Source organism: Candidatus Uhrbacteria bacterium (assembly GCA_016187485.1).
GTDB lineage: Bacteria > Patescibacteriota > Patescibacteriia > UBA9934 > UBA10169 > JACPJO01.
The window spans coordinates 161,959-178,746 of sequence record JACPJO010000004.1 but is presented as its reverse complement, the minus strand read 5'-3'; the positions used below and the strand labels follow the sequence as shown (position 1 = coordinate 178,746).

Genomic DNA, 16,788 nt, shown 5'->3' with positions numbered 1-16,788 from the left:
CGGAAGCGGGCTAGCCGCCGGTGGGATCGGGGTCCGGAAGCGCGTCTGTGACGAAGCATGGACGCACGGATGCAGGAGGCGCGCCATCCTTCGGGGACTCCGAGAGCGGCTTGCCGTTCGCCACAGGCGTGCACATGATGATGTGAAGTCTGGGTTCTCCCGTGGGGGAGAGGGTTCCCACCCAGTAGCTTCGCACACCATGCGGCGTGCGCCGATAGCCCAGGAAGGCGACGAGGCCGCGCTCCTTGAGTGTCTCGCTTACGTCGGTGGTGGCATCGGGACCCCCGTCACGATCCAGGTCGCCCCCATCCTCTTCGTAGCTCTTGAGGATCCCTTCGAGCTGGTGGAGCCTACCCGCGGGGATGTGGCTCAAGACATCGGCTTGGTCGGTCGTAAGGGCGTGGCGCTTCTCGAGCTCCGCTGTCCGGTCTGCGAGGGCTATGATCTGGGACTGAAGGGAGACGATGTCGCCGCCCGCTGCCCGCGGGAACGTGCTGATGGGTCCCGTGCGCCAGCCGAGCTCTGCCACGATGGCGTCCTCGTCCGCGCGCGTCTTCCAGATGAAGCCGATGAGAAGGATGCCGAGACCGAGACCAAGGACAGCGAGAACGAGGATTCTTTGCTTGAGGCTACGAAGTTCTTCGTTCATGAACGTGACCCTTTCCGGTGTCAGGTTGATGTGGACCACGAAAGACCTCCCCCCAGCAGGCGCTGGGCTGGTCAGCGGCTAGGAACCTAGCATGACGCGCCAGCGTGTCATTTTTCCCTTATTTCGTCAACCCTTGTCTTACACGAAATGCCCAACGAGGGTTGACGAGGACGGCAGGAAAACGTACCCTATCCCCCTTATGGACGAACGGCGCGCACAACAGGCATGGGAGCGTATACAGGCGGCCAAGCACGTCTTGATCGTTAACGATGTGCGCATCGATGGGGACACGATGGGCTCCTCGCTTGCCGTGGCCCAGGTTCTTCGGAGGCTTCATAAACGGGTGACGCATATTTCTCCTATGCCGATTTCTGAAGCTTTCAATTTTCTTCCAGGTATCCGGGAAATCACTTTTGATACAGTCGCGCTGCACGACTCGACGATTGACCTTATCCTCTCCTTTGATTGTGCCGATGGGGACCACGTTGTGGAGTTCCGTTCCCATGTCCCGCATCACCCGTTCCTTATCTCTTTCGACCATCACGTAACGAATCCGCGCTACGGCGATCTCAATTTACTCATACCCGAGGCTTCCTCTACGGGGGAGGTTGTATGGCAGTTTCTCAAAAAGAACCGTGTTGCTCTCTCACACGAATCCGCGACGTGTTTGCTCACGGCAATTTGCACGGACACCACTTTTTTCAGCAACGATGCGACGAACGTCGTGTGTCTGGAGGCGGCAGCGGAACTTGGACGGCTAGGTGCGCGTGTACACGACGTCGTGCGCGCCATGTACGCTAATAAACCCGTCTCGCTTCTTCGTGTGTGGGGGACGTGTATGGAGCGTTTGCAGAAACTTCCCGACGGCACGGTGGTGACGTACCTCAAGCGCGAGGACGTTCCCAAAGATGAGGATCTCGACTTGGATACGTCGTCTCTCGCTAATTTTTTGACGAGCCTTGTTCACGGGGCGCCCATGATTTGCGTACTCGTGGAAAAGCAAGACGGGAGCGTAAAAGCGAGTCTGCGTGGCACGACCCGCAATGTGGCGGAGATCGCCAGTCGTCACGGCGGAGGCGGGCATATAAAGGCTGCCGGCTTCAGTGTTGCGGGGGCTTCGGTGGCACAAGAGGGCGAAGATATGTTTCTTGTGGATGCCGCCGGTAATCACGTCCCCCTCATTTCGTATTTCTAAATCGCTACCCGTCACACCCGAACGTTTGCTATACTTCCCCCACTATGCCAACCAACCAATTTCTCATTCCTACCGTCATTGAAAAAACGCATCTTGGGGAACGCGCGTACGATATTTATTCGCGCCTCCTCATTGACCGTATCATCTTTCTTGGAACGGCGATTGATGATGATGTCGCGAATACGGTGATCGCACAGCTGTTATTCCTGGAAAGTCAGGATAAAGAAAAGGACATCAAGATCTATATCAATTCTCCGGGGGGTTCTGTGACATCTGGCCTCGCAATTTATGACGCGATGCAATACGTGAAGCCGGATGTCTCGACGATCTGCGTGGGACTCGCCGCTTCGATGGGCGCGGTACTTCTTTCGGCAGGTGCCGCGGGCAAACGCTTCGCTCTTCCAAACGCCGAGATTATGATTCACCAAGTGCTCGGTGGTATGCAAGGGCAGGCGACAGACATTAAGATTCATGCGGAGCGCATTTTGAAGGTGAAGGACAATCTTTCCATGATTCTTGCCAAGCACACGGGGCAGTCCAAAACGCAGGTCGATAAGGATACAGACCGCGACAACTTTATGGACCCCGCCGAAGCTCTTCGCTACGGCATTATTGATAAAGTCATTCGTGCGAAGTAGGGGCTATTGACACAGAGTGCCGGGCGTGTTAGCATGCCTTGTTCATTCAAACAAAAACAAAGGGAGGAGCGATTTCGCTCCTCCTTTGCTGTTTCTCTTGGGAAACTGCAGGCACGACAAGCATGGGGATTGATCTATGGAAAAATCAGGCCTCGGCTCGATTCTTCCACATGATGAATCTTCTTGCCTGCAGCTTCCCGCGAGAAACGGTTTTTTGTTTTTGTTTGAAAAACTTTCGTGCGCGTTTGACCGAGGCCAATCGCGCCGCAAGTCCACTTGCATCCTACGCGGTTCCTTTTTTGGTGGGAAGGGGATAACTCATTCTGTGGGGATGACTTCTGGAGTGATGTAGGGGGAAAGGGGAGGTATGTCGGTTTTTTCCACACCGACCAAACAAATGGTTGGCAACGGACGATATGAAGAGGTGAAGGTGCGGTCTTCTTTTGTCCCGTCGGGCTTTTCCACTGTATAGACGAAGGAGGCCACGGCGCCTGGGTGCGCACTCTGACATTGACGAACGCCGGGAGCGAGGTCGGTGGTTTTGATTTCTCGTGTAGCTCCTGCGGGGATCCATTTTTCCACGATGGGGGGGGAATAAGAACCTTTTCGGCCGTCCCGCGTTCCCCAAAAAGAGAAGCGTAGTTCTTTTTTTGTCACATCGTTCTCGGTGACGAACAAAAGGTAATTTCCCGTATCGTTTAAAAATTTAAAATCAGGCCACGGATCGTAGATGGTCGCGTCTGTGCCCGGGTTGCCATTGGCGGGGTCGTTGTAGTACGTGACGACAAGAGAGTGATTCTGTCGTGCCACAATAGGGAGACCAGAATTCATGACGGCGCGGAAGGTGGTCGTGCCAATTTGGCAAAGCCCGCCGCCGATTTCTGGAATGATGCGGTCGCCCTTGATAACGAGTTCCGGCAGATACCCGTTTTCTGTGTTAAAGGGGCGTAAGGCAGAGAGCAGGGAGAATGTTTCGCCCGGTGCAATAAGGATGCCGTTTAGGAGTCGGGCGCCGTTTGCGATATTTTTTATGCGATTACCGGGGCTACCCGCATAGGAGGAGATTCCCGTGCCGAGGACCTCTTTGATCCCCAAAGTATTTACGTCCTCCACGTCGGTTGTGGGTTGTGTCATACGCACGACCACGAATGCGGATCCGTCACGCGCGTACCCTACAAGACGACGGACGATGCCGCGGGTTTCATCTCGGTCGAGTTCGCGGCCCTCGCGCGATGGACGGAACTCTTTTACACGCACGCCGTCAAACTCCATTCGCGCATCTTCGGCGGTAATGTTTACCTCACGCGCCATCGTGTCGAGGAAATCTTCGAGTGCTCCTTCTTCCAAATCTACTCCCGAAGGGGTGGGGAGAAGCATGGAAGCAAGCCGCTCCGCAGAGAGCTCCCAAGCGAATTCTTCCCTATCGGGACTTGTGTAACGGAGATGATAGGGTGCCCGGGCAAGAGTGGCATCGGCCTCGGGAATAAGAAGGCGCGCCTCATCGGGAGACACGCGTGGTTTCACTGTGACGAGGGGGACTTCGACGGGTGTTGCTAGCCATGCGGCATCGAGCGTGGAGACGGCCAGCATCAAACGGTCCAAAATCACTTTGGCGGAAAGCTGCTGTCGATCTTCTCCTGGTACAATCTGGATGTTCCATGCCGTTCCTTCTTTGTTGATGGCAAAGCGCGTGGGAGCAGCAGGTTCGTGAAAAGCAGGGAAAGATTCCGCAAGGCGGGCGGACAGCTCTTCTGCATCGAGCGCTACGGGTACGACGATGCGTGGACGTTCAACAAGCGGCACCAAAGCCAACAGGATGTTCATAAAACTATTGTGGCCGCGACCCTTCTGCAGGGCCATCTCCATGACGGCGTCAACGTTGGCAGAAACAAGCGTGCGGGAAAGATCCGGGTCTTGTTGAGAAATGTTTTCAAGCGAGAGATGAGAACGTGTTTCTTTGACCTGCACCTCAATACCCTGAGCAACGATACGCTCAACGCGTTCCGTGAGGGCAGAGCGAACTTCCGCAGGGGTCATTCCTCCGACGGCAAGCGATCCTATGCGTACGCCAGGGTACACGCGACCGCGGTAGGTGGAGGCGAGGGCGGAAGAGACTCCCAAGAAAATCAATACAAAAAGCGCCGCAAGGAAAAGTGCGCGCAGATGTTTGGATGGTTCCTGTGGTAGGGGGAGAGGGGGGATCATGGCTCAAGAGGGTGAATAGGAACCCGGCCGTCGTGACGGCTTTTTGGCAGAATGATGGTAAGCACACCGCCTTTAATGGTGGCAATGGCATCGTCGGCGCGTACGGTGTGCGGCAAGACGACGGTGCGAGAGAAAGCCCCCCAGTGGCATTCCTGTACGTGAGTGGTGATGATGTGGTGTTCCTCGTGATATTCGCGCGTGCCACGGATTGTGAGGGTGTCCTCGGTGACGTGGATGGCGAGGTCTTTGGGATGCACGCCGGCAATGGCAGAGCGCACGACTACGTCGTTTGGTGTTTCCATGACATCGAGGGCCAGCTCTCCTTCTTCGTCTACGCTCCACGCCGGCTGGTCCGTTGCAGCCTTCACGTCAAAATAGGGCACGTCTTCGGCGACCAGGGAAAGAGGGGAGAGAGATTTTGCTCGCGGCATACCCACCTAGTATAGCAGTTATTTTGTTTCAAGGCTCTCGAGGAACGCGCGAAATTCGATGGCCGGAACATCAGGGGCTGCGAAAAAGACTCCCGCCGGTGTTGCCCCATTTGAAATATTGAAGATTGCGACGCGCTCGCGTGGGTCGGTGGGAAAGAAGGACATATCCTCGGTGGCTTTTCCACGAATGACGAGGGCGGACCCATTTTTCGTTTTGATTTCATCCACGACCTGATCGGCGGGAACGGGGATCACCGGGAATAGTTTGTCTGCGCTTGGAATCCATTTGAGGACGTACCCGTCTTCTCGCTTTTCGTATCCGAGAGCATCTCCTATATACCCTTCCCGACCTTCCACATAGCGTGGAACGAGCGCGGAGAATTGCACGCTGGTACTGAGAAAGTTCCCGCTGTAGGTGCCACCGCCAGCAAAGATGCGTCCCGGCTGAAAAGTGAAAACGGCCTCGCCCCACGATGCCGGCGCGGTGAACGTAAATCCGAGTTCTTCCATTGTGGCAAAACGCGATGTGACATCGGTGGCGCGTCCCCATTCCTCATATGCACCTTCGTAATAGATTCCCTCCGGAAGGTCTTCCGGCTTGCGGGATATGTTCGCGGGCTTGGCGGTCGGCTCCGGTGTTTCTGTTTGGATAACTTGAGCCACTGGTTCCTGCGTTGTGGGGCGCCACAGACCGTAAAGGGCGATGGCGAGGGCCGCGAGAGCGAAAAGAAAAGAGAGGGCGGGGAGGATGACGGGTGTGCGTTTTTTGGATTTCATAAATGGTTGGCCACAGCATAACACAAAACGGAAAGCGCCCTAAGGAGCGCCTACGAGAGAATCCCTTGTTGTTTCATTATTTCGCGCAGGTGCCTGACGTCGTATGTGGCGATAGAGTGTGCGCCGAGCATGGCACATCGAAGTTGGCTTCTCTCAGAGGCATTTTTTTGAAAATTTCCCCAGGGAGACAGTTTGATGTTTTGTTCCCGACACTTTTGCACTAACCCAGGAGTGAATCGCCAGCACGGGACAGATAGCCATGTGGCGCCTGAAGCTACTGCGGGGGGGATGGGCGCGGGGATTCCGATATGAGAGAACGCGAGCGTTGTGCCTCCTCCGACGAGTGGGCGGAGTACCGACGCATAAAAAGAACCGACGATAAAAGAATGTACATTCGATAACTTCACGAGGTCGAGTAGCCTCCAGATATCGACTCCGCGATCCTTTACATCGAGAAAGACATCTGCTCCCTCGCATCGCGCAAGCGCATCACGAAGGACGCCTTGATAGGACGAACGCATGTCATGCTGCACAATGAGCTCCGTGCCGCGCGCGCGAACATCGAGTTCCACAATATCGGCGCCGCTCTCACGCGCCTCGTCGATATAAGAAAAGTTACTGGCGGTCCAAAATCGTCCGCCACGGTGTGCCATGATAAGGGGAGGAGGAAACGGAGTTGTTTGCATACCGTTGCTGGAGGGCTTAATTTACCCATGATGTATATACACCCGATGAGTACTTATTTAAATGGAATCGAATTGGGGTCAGGTCTTGAATTTTGAATTTGCTGATTTTGTCTTGATTTGCCCATACTAATATGATAGATTCTTCGCGCCATATTAACGGCCCCATCGTCTAATGGTTAGGACACGGGCTTTTCAAGCCTGTAATCCGGGTTCGATTCCCGGTGGGGTCACCAAAAAGGCCGCCAGCATTGCTGGTGGCTTTTTGTATATCCAGATAACGTCGACTTTTTAAAATTCAAAATTCAAGACCTGACCCCTTTTTGTGTTTTAGGCGTTTACTGGGAGTGTGATACTCTACGCGGGAATGACGTTGGGTACCTATGCATATCGCAAAACCGCAATCGAAGCAACCGATTCCTGAAAATGCCACCAGGGTTTTCAAGGGCGTCATTTTTGATGTTTATCAATGGGAACAGGAGTTGTTTGATGGCTCTCGGACGATGTTTGAAAAGCTTCGTAGACCAGATACCGTGCTTGTCGTCCCTGTGACGGAAGATGGCAAGATTATCCTCTGCCGGCAACAGCAGCCTGGTCAAGATGTGTTTGTCGGCACTTTTGGCGGAAGAGTTGATGAAGGGGAAAGTCCGATAGAAGCCGCCAAGCGTGAGCTGCTTGAAGAATCTGGATATGAAGCAGCCGATTGGATTCTGCTTGATGCACACCAACCTGTAAGCAAAATCGAGTGGGCGGTTTATATTTTCATTGCTCGGGGGTGTCGCAAGGTTACAGAACAAGATCTCGACGGTGGAGAAAAGATCGATCTCGATTTTGTGACCTTCGATGAGTTTGTACAGAGAGCTGTGGACCCAAACTTTGAAGAGAAGGAGTTACGAGTAAAACTCTTGGAGGCCAAATTGGATGCGAACAAAATGGCCGAATTGAAGAAATTGATTCTTGGGTGACGGTATGCGCTATCTTTTATTTGGCATGAGCACGGCTTTTGGGCAGACTGATTATGAGCACGGCGGCTGGGCTGGACGTTTGCGCCAGTGGCTCGATACAAAAGAGAAGCGTTGCCATTTTCACAACCTTGCTATTTCGGGAGATACAACGCGTGATGTTCTCGGACGGATGGAGTCAGAAACACGTGTGCGTCTCCGCGGAAAACCAAAGAAAGAGTGGACGATGTTCATTAGTCTTGGGGGAAATGACGCACGGGTAGAGGACGATGTCTCAAAGGTTCCAGAGGATGAGTACCGTGAGAATGTCTTGAGAATCCTTACCCTAGCGAAAGAACTTACGGGGCATGTTTTATGGGTTGGCGATAGCCCTGTTGTGGAGGATGTTTGTAATCCGTGGAAGGGTTATATCTTCTTTCTCAATGAGCGCATAAAAATGTACGAACGTATTGCCAAAGAGGTTTGTCAGGCGGAGCACGTGCCGTTTATCGAAATATTTTCTGTGCTAGAAGCGCGGAGCGATCTGCGCGATCTAACGGATGATGGCCTGCATCCCAATGCTAAAGGCCACTTGTTGATATTTGAGGAAATAAAAAAGTCTCTCGAAAGTGCAGGAATCTGAAGAGGCTGTCAAAAGCGCCCGCTCTGTTGGTGTCCCCACCCACCATTACGATAAAGATGTCAGAGATCTGGCGGCGCTCGAAAATTTTTGGATCTCTAGTGATCCAGCCGGATCACTAATCAAACCGCTATGAAAAGTTTTGAAAGACCTCTCCGTCAAAATTCAAGCGTTTCAAAACTTCTTGAAGCGTTTGGAAATTTGTATATGACACTTGAGCATATACAGACGTATCGAGGGAGAAAAGCTCTTTGGTATTATCAGTTTGATCTTGAGAGAATGCGTCTCGATCTGGCAAAAAGACAAAAAATCAACGCGTTGCACCAACTGAAAAAGCAAAAGCTTTTGAAGCTGCGAGAAAAAGCTGGAATTTTTGAGGCAGCACTGACACAGAAAGGCCTTTTTGAGTACGTCCGCCTCCAGCTGCATTTCGCAGCCACTTTACCCGAGGATACCGATTGCCTCGTCGTGTTTGATATTCCAGAAAGTTTACGGCCTTTGCGACTTCAATGGCGAAGATTTTTGTCCTCCATAGGTTTTATTCCTATACAACAGAGTGTTTGGGCGTCGAATTTTGATATTGCCAAACCACTTTCACAGCTCATTAAGATGGCAGGAGCGGGAGATTGGATCCGGGTTTACATTGCTAAGCAATCCGACTAGTGATCCGGCCGGATCACTAGTCGGGTCATGAACGGATTTCGGAGCAGGGAAGCAATTGAGCGTAGACGCAAGAGCTAGTTAGAGCTCATATCAAAAATAGCTTTGAAGGCGTTTCAGATGTCGTTTGATCCGAAACGACCAAAGAGTGTTTTTGATATGAGTTCTCGTTAGTTGAAATGCCCACAAAAGCACGCGAAGCATTGACAAAATGCTCACTTTTTGTTATTTTAGGAGTACTTCTCGCCACTTCGGCGAGAAACTCACACAGCGGTAAAACCGCGAGGAGGAAGCTTGGACGTTCTTCAAAAGGCCGTGAACCGTACCAGCGGATCACGCTGGTGGTGGCTCGTCTTCGGCGCGAGCATCTTCGTCATGTTGGCGTGGTTCGCCTTCGCTCTCCCGCTCGTGGACCTCTTCACGGGAAGCCACATCGGGATCGGACAATTCGGGCACGACTCCTACTACGGGACGACGGCCATCTTCTACGGCGTGGAGCTTACCGACGAGCCGTTCACGTACTACTGGGCCACCGTTTTTTTCTCGAGTGCCCTCTTCAAGTATGCCCACCTGTGGATGATGCGGGCTCATGCCTACGTCAAGGGCTACCAGTACCTCCGTACCGGCATCTGGGTTCCCCCAACCTAAATCTGCGCGCTCGCGCGGTGCAAGACCACTCGGTCTACGCCCGCCGGGTGCGTTCTTGCTTTTATGGCCTATGTTTGTGGATTTTCGCGGACGAATTTTCTCTGGCACTCGAGGGATCTCTCGACGCACACGTCTGGATCAAAACCCAAATCGGCACAGAAGCGTACGCTCGATGTGATGAGATTTCCCAACTCTTTTTGTAACTCCTCTGGCGTCTGTAAGGCGCTATCCTTATTAGCTCTGCGCGCGATGCGGCACAGATCTCCCATGGTGACGCCGTGACGAATAATCATTTCTGGCAGCGTGAGATTCTGCTCCTTCCAAATCTCTTTTTCTAGAGAGAGAATTTCTTGAATAGTCATAAAGATGTGATTTTTTCCAGTATATCACAGACATGACAGACTTTTTCCCGCCGTCCGTCATCTATGGCATGCCATCTAATCTTATGATGTATGCCATATCTTTCTACAACCCTCGGTGGCCTGCTCTCGCTTGGGCTTCTCTCGCCGCCTGTACAAATCACGTATACCGCGGAATCTCCTTCGCTCACGCAAAGGCTTGCCGGAAGAATTCTTCTGCAGGTGGAATCGCGGGGCGAAGCATATTATGTAGATCCGCTCGATAACAAACGTTATTACCTTGGTCGGCCAGCGGACGCCTTTTGGATCATGCGGAACAAAGGTCTCGGCATCAAACATGATGAACTTAGCACATATCTCTCTGCGCAATTTCCCGGGCGTCTCTCTGGTCGTATTCTTCTTGACGTGGAATCACGGGGGGAAGCGTACTACGTAGATCCTGTTACTCGCCGCGGATCTTTTCTTGGGAACCCCACACGCGCTTTTCTCCTCATGAGTGAGAAGGGGCTTGGTATTTCCACTGCGGACTTGGAGAAAATTCCTGCGGCGACGTTATCGGTAAATGCCTCTGGCGAGCTTGAGCAGTCTGTGTTTCAGAAAATCAACGATGTTCGTGCCAACGCGGGTCTCGGCCGGCTGGTGTGGAACGACCAACTTGCCGCAAGCGCAAAAATTCACAGTCAAAACATGGCCAACGGAACTGCCAGCGTAGGGCATGATGGGTTCAATGAGCGGGTGGCAGACATTCGTACGTTCCTGGATGCGGGAATGATTGCGGAAAATGTTGCGGCGAACAACGCGCGCGATCCAGTGCACGTTGCGGTGAACGGATGGATGGAGAGCACAGATCACAAAGAAAACATTGAACGGAGAGTATTTGACACGACAGGCATCGGCATTGCCATTGGGTCAAACGGCATATACTACTTCACACAGATATTCTCCGATGCGCAATAAGGGCCTCATAAAATGAAACAGAGCACATGCGTGCTCTGGAAGAAGAAAGGGCTTGCTGGCTATGCGGCGGTGGGACCCGATGGGCCTCCCACGGCGCGCAGGTGGGCCCCGCTGGCCCGCACCAGCTCCACGAGACCTTGATCCCGCGGAATGGTATGGAACCCGAAGGCGCGCATGAGACTCGTGAGCGTCTCGAGGTGGTCGGCGGCTCGCGTGGAGCGTTCGGCCACACGTAGAGATCCCTCGGCGTAGTAGGCACTCATCTTGGGCGTCCCCGCATAGACCGGCCGGATGGGAATCTCGGTCATGCTGAAGGGTGCTGTGCCCGTGCGTGCTCCCTGCAGGAAGCAGAGACGGAAGACCGTCTCAAGCTCGAGACCGTAGCCTTGCGTCACGAACTCCTGCGTGAGGAGCCAGCGCGCGATGTGGACCCGGAATCCGCGCAGTCCGCAGACCGGGTCCGTGAGACCCCACGGGACGATGCGTTCTACCGCGGCCGTGACCATCGCGTTCAGGAATTGCCGATCCACCGGCGGCTCGCCGATGGCGATGGGGCAGTCACCCCGGTAGCGCGACGTGAAGACCACGTCGTACTTCCGGAGGGCTTCGAGAACCCGGCGGACGTCTTCCGCCTGGTGCTGTCCGTCCGCGTCGCAGGTAACGACGGCGCGGTGATGCGGCTGGATCCGCTCGCGAATGCCCCGCATCACAGCGGCGCACTTGCCCGTGCATTGCTCCTGCCGGATGAGGCTTGCCCCACCCAGCTCGGCGAAGAGTGCCGTCTCGTCTGTTGAGCCGTCGTCTACAACGACGACTTCTGCCTCCTCTCCGCACTCATTCCTGAGTGCTTCCAGGGTTTGGGGAAGACCGCTGGCCTCATTGAGGGCAGCGATCACGATCAACACCGTTGCATCTACTTCCATGAAACCCTTCTCCCGCTTCCGCGCGCACGCACACTGGAGCCCATCGAAAGGACGTGGCGGCCTGCCAGTTCTGGCAAGCCATCACTTCTCTTCGCGCTCGAGAAGCCGTGCGTAGGCCTCCTCAAGAACCCCCCACTCCTCTTCGTAGATCGTTCCTTCGCGCAGAAACCGATCCGCCTCGTGAAAATGAACGAATACACGAATGTCATGCTCATTGTCTGGAATTCGGGAAAACTCATCTGCCAACCGCGCCAAGTAGTAGTGTGTTTCTTTTTGGATGGGTTCGCCACTCCGTTCGAACGTGGACTCGACAGTGCCGAGGAACTCCTCCAGTTTGGGAGTCATGCCAGTTTCGTCTTGCGTCTCGCGCATGGCGGTCTCTTCAAGTGTTTCTTCTGGACGTTGCGTACCCTTAGGCAGGTGCCATGTGCCCGATTTCCGGCGATACATAATAAGGAATCGGTAATCCCCTACAGGACTCACACGGTACAAGACCGTGCCGGCGGAAATGTGCTTGGGGTAAAAGGGCGGCGTTACGAGGGCAGTTGCTTCCATAGGGCATCAAAAATGAGTTGCTGGGTCTTGGCGATGGCAGCGTCTTCGGTAATCACCCCAAATAGCTGGCGGTGACGGTCTTGGGCTACGCAGGCGGTCTTGCCCGCGTATATGAAGATGTAAGATGGCGCTTCAGCACTTTTGGAAAGCCATCGCCGCTCATCAAGGCCAACCGTCGTCCCTCCTTCACCGATCGAGATAGCGCGTACACGCACACCTCGACGGACGCGTTCCTCCTTGAATCTCGGCCATGCGGCAGAGATGAGGTCGCGCAATCCCGCGGAGGAATACACGCGATACAGTCTGTCTCGCGTCTCCTCGCTTACACGCAAGACATCTTCTAAAAGATCATGCACTCCTGCAGTCCCTTCCAGATAGCGCACTGCCGGGCGGTATTCACTCACGCCCGTGGTGGCTTGTAAGAGGGGGATGAGACGACCGAGCTCTTCGCGCGCTTCCTCGATCGCCACTTCTTTTTTGGTGGCAAGCGCGCGCAATCTCCCGGGGTCCTCGGCACGGAAATATCTATGACGCTTGGCGTCTACGTATCCCGCGAGTCCTCGCGAGACCAGTCGCTTGAGAGCGTCGTAACACAGACCGCGGTTGACATGGGCTTCTTCCGCCACAAGGCGGAGAGGAGCTGTGCCAAGCCGCAGGAGCGCCATGTAAATATCCATCTCTTTTGTGCCGATACCCAGAGTCTCCAACAGTTCCGGCGAGTAAAGAGGCTTCTTCATAGCGTCCATGATTTAAACGTAGAAAGTTTTGGGGAAGTTGTCAATAGCAAAAGAGGGCGGAGCCGATAGTCGAAACCCTGCCGAAGGCAGGGCGAGGGAGGGAACGAGCGACTAGGAGTCGTCGCCGAAAGAACGAGCGGGGGACAACTGCCTAGAGGTCTTATTGAAGTGCAGACCACGGGGGTTCACGAAGGCCGTGCGCTCGATGGGATCGAGCTGGAACACGTCAGGGTTTGTTACGACCACCACGGTGATGCTGTCTACCTTGAAATGCGCAGCGACCACATTATCGCAGACGATCTCGCGCTGTCCTCGATACAGGGCATCGCCCTCGTCCGTCTCTACACGCACGAAGGTGAGCTCTTCGTCGGTGAGGCACAGGCGTCGCCCGTCCTCCGACAGATGAAGCGTGCTGCGTGCACCATCGAGCTTCCGCGTGTCCATGAAGCAGAAATTGCCGTCGCGCCGGAAGAAGAACGTCGTCCCGAGAACGTAGGGGGTTTCTTCGGTACGATCGATGGGCGTGTTGTCGCGGAAGAAAAAGAACTGAAGGAATCGGAATTGCATGGGCCACCTCGTTTGCCCAGTATGCCGGACTTCTCCATCCCTGCCGAGAAAAGGTGTGCGAAATCTGGTAACAAACAAAAAAGGCCAGAAAATGGCCCTAGAAATTCTGTGAGACTTGTCAGATTTGTTCCGACAAATCTCCGACACTTTCGATATAGACACGCTCTTTTGTTGTGGGATGTTCAAAAGAAAGGGACATTGCATGAAGGGCGATTCCCTTGTTATAGGCTTCCGTAGACCCGTAAAGACCATCACCCAATATGGGAAATCCGCGGGAAGAAAGGCCGGCTCGAATTTGATGCGGTCGGCCCGTAAGCGGCTTAATTTCCACGAGGGCTTTTCCGTGCCGCTCTTTAAGAAAGCAAAACTTCATGACGGCTTTCTGCCCCTTGCTTTCCCCATTCTCTGACACACGCACACATTTTCCCGGTTCCTCCTTTGTAATAAATTGCTCGAGAGTTTGCCAACCCTTCGGCGGCACCGACCCTCCTGTCTCCACTAGGGCATGATAGATTTTCTCGACGGTGTGTAAACGAAACTGCGCGGAAAGCCGCGCGGCGGCTTTACTTGTCTTTGCGAACAACACGACGCCGCTCACGGGCCGGTCGAGCCGGTGTACCAGTCCCAAAAAAACGCGTCCGGGTTTATGGTCACGTGTTTTGATGAAAGACTTCACTTCGTCGAGAAGGTTTTTGGGACTCTTTCCGCCGGGCTCCATAGGAAGGCCCGCCGGCTTCTCTACCGCAATGAGGTGGTTGTCTTCGTAGAGGATAACGGGGAACTTCACCATACGGCGCGCACCGTGACGCCGCCGGGCAAGACAAAGGCGCGCGGGGTGGATTCTTGGAGCGTAAGTTCGATCGTCTCCGTTTCGCGCACGAAAGGAAGGGCGCTTTTCACAACTTGTTCGATAATGACGGCAGAGAAACCGAGCGAGTAAGCGTTCACAAGTACATGTCCATGTTCTGCAGTGATCTTCCCGCATTCTTTCAGGGTAAGGAAAAGGTCACGTTCAAACTTCCACACTTCGCCGCTCGGACCGCGACCAAATGCCGGCGGGTCAAGGAGGATGGCATGGTAACGGTGGCCGCGCCGACCTTCGCGCGCGACAAATTTTTTGGCGTCATCCACAATCCAGCGTATCTGCCGGCCCTCCAACCCTGACCGTTTCACATTTTCTTTTCCCCACGTCACAGAGGGTTTGCTGGCATCCACATGCACCACGTGGGCTCCGCATCCTGCGGCGACAAGGCTCGCGGCACCCGTGTATCCGAAAAGATTTAAAACGGAAGAACCCGGGTGCAGAACACTCTCCAGATATTTCCAGTTTGCTGCCTGTTCGGGAAAAATGCCCGTGTGTTTAAAAGAGGTAAGCTCAAGTCCGAAGACCAAGTTGTTCCAGCGAAGTTCCCAGGGCTCCGGCAAGGGACGCGCGGTGATCCACCGGCCCTCTGCTCCTTCTTGCACAAAGCGCGCGTGAGCCTTTTTCCACAGACTTCCGGCGTTAGCCTTTTCCCAAAGGGCCTGTGGTTCAGGGCGCACCAACACAACCGAACCGAACCGTTCGCATTTTTCTAATCCTCCGGAGTCCAACAGCTCATAATCGTCCCATTGTGCTCTCTCGCGCTGCAGCATAGATGTCCGTAGACTAACAGAAATGAGGACGGTTGACGAGATGGGAAAATTTAGGCAAGCTCTTCTCTCGGCTCTTCTTTGAAGGGACCGACGGAGGAAGTCATGCGTATCTTTACAACTCTGCTTGTCCTTCTGGCTCTGCCGACGGCGGCAGAGGCACAGACCACCCTCTACTACGACGGCGTGTCGCTTGAGAGGGCACTTGCGGCACTCGTGAGTGAGGGCGTGGACACGTCCAGCATCGCGCCCGTGTGGATCTCGGACGTCACCCTGCCGGCATCGGTACAGGAATCCGGCGATCCGTTCTGGGTTGTGGGTGGATTTCCTGGCCGTGGATGCCAGACCGGCCGTGTCCCGTTCCACCAGAATTTCGTGGAGTACACGACCAAGGCGAAGGAGGCGCTGGTTGCGCTCGATCTTGAGGAGGCGGACATCTATCTCGACGACTTGGTGGCGGCTTTGCCCTGTGCCACAGAGGGTCTCAAGCCCGAAGAACTGGCTCGCGTGCTTACTCTGCGGGGCATCCATGCGCACTGGACCGCCGGCGCCGCTGTGGCCCGAACGCTCTTCCGTCAATCCATCGTCTTGCGGGGACACCCCGAGTGGGACAGCGATTTCGGTGCGGAACTCGAAGCCGTGTATAACACGGCTGTTGCCGAGGCCGAATCGGAGTCACGCGTGGCGATCCGCTACTCGCTGGCGGGCCTGACGCTTACGGCGTTCCTCGTGGACGGTCGTGATCATCTGGTGCATGTAGGCGAGGAAGTCGGCGGTCTCTCGGTTCTGCCGGGGGAGCATGTGATGCAGTGGCGCATTGAAGATGGTCCCTGGCAAACGCGACTGTGGAATGTGCAGAACGGTGCGCACATCGTCTCGATGGAGGGGATTCGGCATCTGCTGCGACGCCGACCGGATGATGTGGACGCGCGTCTGGTGCAGGAGACACTCTTCGGCCGCGAAAAGGGAAACGTGACGGTTGCGGTGTGGCCGGAGGGAGAAGAGTCACCCCCGTTCATTTACACATACGACCGCAACGCCAAGCGCCCGCTTACCTATCTTGCGGGAGCTCCGGTCGAGCGCTACACCTCTCGTCACGACGTGACGAGTGGACCGGTCGGTCTCGCCATTTCAGCGGGGTACCTCTTCTATGGCACGAGCTGGGTGGACATCGCGGTGCTCGGCGATTTCCGGCTCAAGGGGCCTGTCGAACTCGAACTTGGCGGCGAGGCAGCGTTCTCGGGCTACGGTTCGGTGCCGCTTCTTCTTCCCGCTCTTCGTGCGGGCCTCCGACTCTCGTTGCGCCCCGAACGGCAGGTGAAGCCGTGGGTCGGCATGCAGGCGCGTTTCACGTTCTCGAATCTTCCCGGTACTTCGCCCGCCAGGGTGGGACCCATCGCGATGGGCGGAGTGGAAATCCCGCTCTGGCCGTCGAAAGCGGCGGGACTGCGTATCGAGATTGGCGGCGGCGCCCTTCTTGCCGTCGGGGAACCGCCTGTCCCTTCGGTGGGTGCATCCATCGGGCTCGTGCTCCGCAAGGCTCACTGGAAGGAGTAGCTCGTTTTCTCTTCTTACGACCGGCTTCGCCGGT

20 protein-coding genes and 1 tRNA gene are annotated in these 16,788 nt (G+C 54.9%); 9 read left to right on the top strand and 12 right to left on the bottom strand.

Annotation, left to right across the window (positions count from 1 at the left end; all coding sequences use genetic code 11):
• Positions 1–10: 10 nt before the first annotated feature.
• Entirely contained in the window at positions 11–649 is a 639-nt protein-coding gene (locus tag HYW18_02315) for a hypothetical protein (GenBank protein ID MBI2484961.1), read from the bottom strand.
• Between the two features lie 199 nt (positions 650–848).
• Here HYW18_02315 and HYW18_02310 point away from each other — a divergent pair, with 199 nt between their 5' ends.
• Both HYW18_02310 and clpP read left to right on the top strand, forming a co-directional pair.
• On the top strand, positions 849–1,844 hold the full coding sequence (locus HYW18_02310; GenBank protein ID MBI2484960.1) for a DHH family phosphoesterase: 996 nt from the start codon (positions 849–851) through the stop codon (positions 1,842–1,844).
• A 44-nt stretch (positions 1,845–1,888) separates the two neighbouring features.
• The gene (gene clpP, locus HYW18_02305) at positions 1,889–2,482 is read left to right on the top strand and encodes an ATP-dependent Clp endopeptidase proteolytic subunit ClpP (protein MBI2484959.1); all 594 of its coding nucleotides are present in this window, start codon (positions 1,889–1,891) and stop codon (positions 2,480–2,482) included.
• 318 nt (positions 2,483–2,800) lie between these two features.
• On the opposite strand, the gene HYW18_02300 is transcribed toward clpP, so the two are convergent.
• From HYW18_02300 to HYW18_02285, 4 genes are read right to left on the bottom strand one after another with little or no spacing between them, the layout of a single operon-like run.
• The gene (locus HYW18_02300) at positions 2,801–4,687 is read right to left on the bottom strand and encodes a VanW family protein (protein MBI2484958.1); all 1,887 of its coding nucleotides are present in this window, start codon (positions 4,685–4,687) and stop codon (positions 2,801–2,803) included.
• Positions 4,684–5,118: an Hsp20/alpha crystallin family protein gene (locus HYW18_02295; protein ID MBI2484957.1), complete on the bottom strand. Its 435-nt coding sequence runs from the start codon at positions 5,116–5,118 to the stop codon at positions 4,684–4,686. Before HYW18_02295 ends, HYW18_02300 begins: the two co-directional genes overlap by 4 nt.
• Before the next feature lie 18 nt (positions 5,119–5,136).
• The gene (locus HYW18_02290; protein ID MBI2484956.1) at positions 5,137–5,895 is read right to left on the bottom strand and encodes a hypothetical protein; all 759 of its coding nucleotides are present in this window, start codon (positions 5,893–5,895) and stop codon (positions 5,137–5,139) included.
• Positions 5,896–5,945: 50 nt separating this feature from the next.
• On the bottom strand, positions 5,946–6,581 hold the full coding sequence (locus HYW18_02285) for a glycerophosphodiester phosphodiesterase (GenBank protein MBI2484955.1): 636 nt from the start codon (positions 6,579–6,581) through the stop codon (positions 5,946–5,948).
• 158 nt (positions 6,582–6,739) lie between these two features.
• On the opposite strand from HYW18_02285, the gene HYW18_02280 reads away from it, so the two are divergent.
• The 5 genes from HYW18_02280 (at position 6,740) to HYW18_02260 (ending at position 9,467) form a co-directional block, all read left to right on the top strand.
• Positions 6,740–6,814 (top strand) — tRNA-Glu (locus tag HYW18_02280).
• 147 nt (positions 6,815–6,961) lie between these two features.
• Entirely contained in the window at positions 6,962–7,543 is a 582-nt protein-coding gene (locus HYW18_02275; GenBank protein MBI2484954.1) for an NUDIX hydrolase, read from the top strand.
• A 4-nt stretch (positions 7,544–7,547) separates the two neighbouring features.
• Positions 7,548–8,162: a hypothetical protein gene (locus tag HYW18_02270; protein ID MBI2484953.1), complete on the top strand. Its 615-nt coding sequence runs from the start codon at positions 7,548–7,550 to the stop codon at positions 8,160–8,162.
• A 129-nt stretch (positions 8,163–8,291) separates the two neighbouring features.
• Entirely contained in the window at positions 8,292–8,822 is a 531-nt protein-coding gene (locus HYW18_02265) for a hypothetical protein (protein MBI2484952.1), read from the top strand.
• 312 nt (positions 8,823–9,134) lie between these two features.
• Positions 9,135–9,467: a hypothetical protein gene (locus HYW18_02260; GenBank protein MBI2484951.1), complete on the top strand. Its 333-nt coding sequence runs from the start codon at positions 9,135–9,137 to the stop codon at positions 9,465–9,467.
• 68 nt (positions 9,468–9,535) lie between these two features.
• Here HYW18_02260 and HYW18_02255 read toward each other — a convergent pair whose 3' ends face one another.
• Positions 9,536–9,829, bottom strand: a complete 294-nt coding sequence (locus HYW18_02255; GenBank protein ID MBI2484950.1) for a hypothetical protein — start codon at positions 9,827–9,829, stop codon at positions 9,536–9,538.
• Positions 9,830–9,919: 90 nt separating this feature from the next.
• Between HYW18_02255 and HYW18_02250 the strand changes: the two genes are divergently transcribed.
• Complete coding sequence (locus HYW18_02250; protein ID MBI2484949.1) at positions 9,920–10,783, top strand: CAP domain-containing protein; 864 nt, start codon at positions 9,920–9,922, stop codon at positions 10,781–10,783.
• Positions 10,784–10,842: 59 nt separating this feature from the next.
• On the opposite strand, the gene HYW18_02245 is transcribed toward HYW18_02250, so the two are convergent.
• The 6 genes from HYW18_02245 to HYW18_02220 form a co-directional block, all read right to left on the bottom strand.
• A complete protein-coding gene (locus HYW18_02245; GenBank protein MBI2484948.1) occupies positions 10,843–11,706 on the bottom strand; it encodes a glycosyltransferase family 2 protein in 864 nt (287 codons plus the stop codon).
• An 81-nt stretch (positions 11,707–11,787) separates the two neighbouring features.
• Positions 11,788–12,261 carry an NUDIX domain-containing protein gene (locus HYW18_02240; protein ID MBI2484947.1) on the bottom strand — a complete coding sequence of 158 codons (474 nt, stop codon included), beginning with the start codon at positions 12,259–12,261 and terminating at the stop codon, positions 11,788–11,790.
• Positions 12,240–12,998, bottom strand: a complete 759-nt coding sequence (locus HYW18_02235) for a TrmB family transcriptional regulator (GenBank protein ID MBI2484946.1) — start codon at positions 12,996–12,998, stop codon at positions 12,240–12,242. Before HYW18_02235 ends, HYW18_02240 begins: the two co-directional genes overlap by 22 nt.
• 111 nt (positions 12,999–13,109) lie before the next feature.
• Complete coding sequence (locus HYW18_02230) at positions 13,110–13,565, bottom strand: hypothetical protein (protein ID MBI2484945.1); 456 nt, start codon at positions 13,563–13,565, stop codon at positions 13,110–13,112.
• Positions 13,566–13,683: 118 nt separating this feature from the next.
• On the bottom strand, positions 13,684–14,355 hold the full coding sequence (locus HYW18_02225; protein MBI2484944.1) for an RluA family pseudouridine synthase: 672 nt from the start codon (positions 14,353–14,355) through the stop codon (positions 13,684–13,686).
• A complete protein-coding gene (locus HYW18_02220; protein ID MBI2484943.1) occupies positions 14,349–15,200 on the bottom strand; it encodes a class I SAM-dependent methyltransferase in 852 nt (283 codons plus the stop codon). The genes HYW18_02225 and HYW18_02220 overlap by 7 nt, the downstream gene beginning before the upstream one ends.
• Before the next feature lie 102 nt (positions 15,201–15,302).
• Here HYW18_02220 and HYW18_02215 point away from each other — a divergent pair, with 102 nt between their 5' ends.
• Positions 15,303–16,754 (top strand): hypothetical protein, encoded by a 1,452-nt coding sequence (locus tag HYW18_02215; protein MBI2484942.1) that lies wholly within the window; start codon positions 15,303–15,305, stop codon positions 16,752–16,754.
• Positions 16,755–16,788 lie beyond the last annotated feature (34 nt).

Excerpts from the sequence above, each read along its gene's own strand:
- HYW18_02285 (MBI2484955.1), bottom strand. The coding sequence starts at position 6,581 with ATGCAAACAACTCCGTTTCCTCCTCCCCTTATCATGGCACACCGTGGC.
- HYW18_02230 (MBI2484945.1), bottom strand. The coding sequence starts at position 13,565 with ATGCAATTCCGATTCCTTCAGTTCTTTTTCTTCCGCGACAACACGCCC.
- HYW18_02270 (MBI2484953.1), top strand. The coding sequence starts at position 7,548 with ATGCGCTATCTTTTATTTGGCATGAGCACGGCTTTTGGGCAGACTGAT.
- HYW18_02310 (MBI2484960.1), top strand. The coding sequence starts at position 849 with ATGGACGAACGGCGCGCACAACAGGCATGGGAGCGTATACAGGCGGCC.
- HYW18_02250 (MBI2484949.1), top strand. The coding sequence starts at position 9,920 with ATGCCATATCTTTCTACAACCCTCGGTGGCCTGCTCTCGCTTGGGCTT.
- HYW18_02215 (MBI2484942.1), top strand. The coding sequence starts at position 15,303 with ATGCGTATCTTTACAACTCTGCTTGTCCTTCTGGCTCTGCCGACGGCG.
- HYW18_02315 (MBI2484961.1), bottom strand. The coding sequence starts at position 649 with ATGAACGAAGAACTTCGTAGCCTCAAGCAAAGAATCCTCGTTCTCGCT.
- HYW18_02300 (MBI2484958.1), bottom strand. The coding sequence starts at position 4,687 with ATGATCCCCCCTCTCCCCCTACCACAGGAACCATCCAAACATCTGCGC.
- HYW18_02290 (MBI2484956.1), bottom strand. The coding sequence starts at position 5,895 with ATGAAATCCAAAAAACGCACACCCGTCATCCTCCCCGCCCTCTCTTTT.
- HYW18_02295 (MBI2484957.1), bottom strand. The coding sequence starts at position 5,118 with ATGCCGCGAGCAAAATCTCTCTCCCCTCTTTCCCTGGTCGCCGAAGAC.
- HYW18_02255 (MBI2484950.1), bottom strand. The coding sequence starts at position 9,829 with ATGACTATTCAAGAAATTCTCTCTCTAGAAAAAGAGATTTGGAAGGAG.
- HYW18_02235 (MBI2484946.1), bottom strand. The coding sequence starts at position 12,998 with ATGAAGAAGCCTCTTTACTCGCCGGAACTGTTGGAGACTCTGGGTATC.
- HYW18_02275 (MBI2484954.1), top strand. The coding sequence starts at position 6,962 with ATGCATATCGCAAAACCGCAATCGAAGCAACCGATTCCTGAAAATGCC.
- HYW18_02225 (MBI2484944.1), bottom strand. The coding sequence starts at position 14,355 with ATGGTGAAGTTCCCCGTTATCCTCTACGAAGACAACCACCTCATTGCG.
- HYW18_02220 (MBI2484943.1), bottom strand. The coding sequence starts at position 15,200 with ATGCTGCAGCGCGAGAGAGCACAATGGGACGATTATGAGCTGTTGGAC.
- HYW18_02240 (MBI2484947.1), bottom strand. The coding sequence starts at position 12,261 with ATGGAAGCAACTGCCCTCGTAACGCCGCCCTTTTACCCCAAGCACATT.
- clpP (MBI2484959.1), top strand. The coding sequence starts at position 1,889 with ATGCCAACCAACCAATTTCTCATTCCTACCGTCATTGAAAAAACGCAT.
- HYW18_02245 (MBI2484948.1), bottom strand. The coding sequence starts at position 11,706 with ATGGAAGTAGATGCAACGGTGTTGATCGTGATCGCTGCCCTCAATGAG.
- HYW18_02265 (MBI2484952.1), top strand. The coding sequence starts at position 8,292 with ATGAAAAGTTTTGAAAGACCTCTCCGTCAAAATTCAAGCGTTTCAAAA.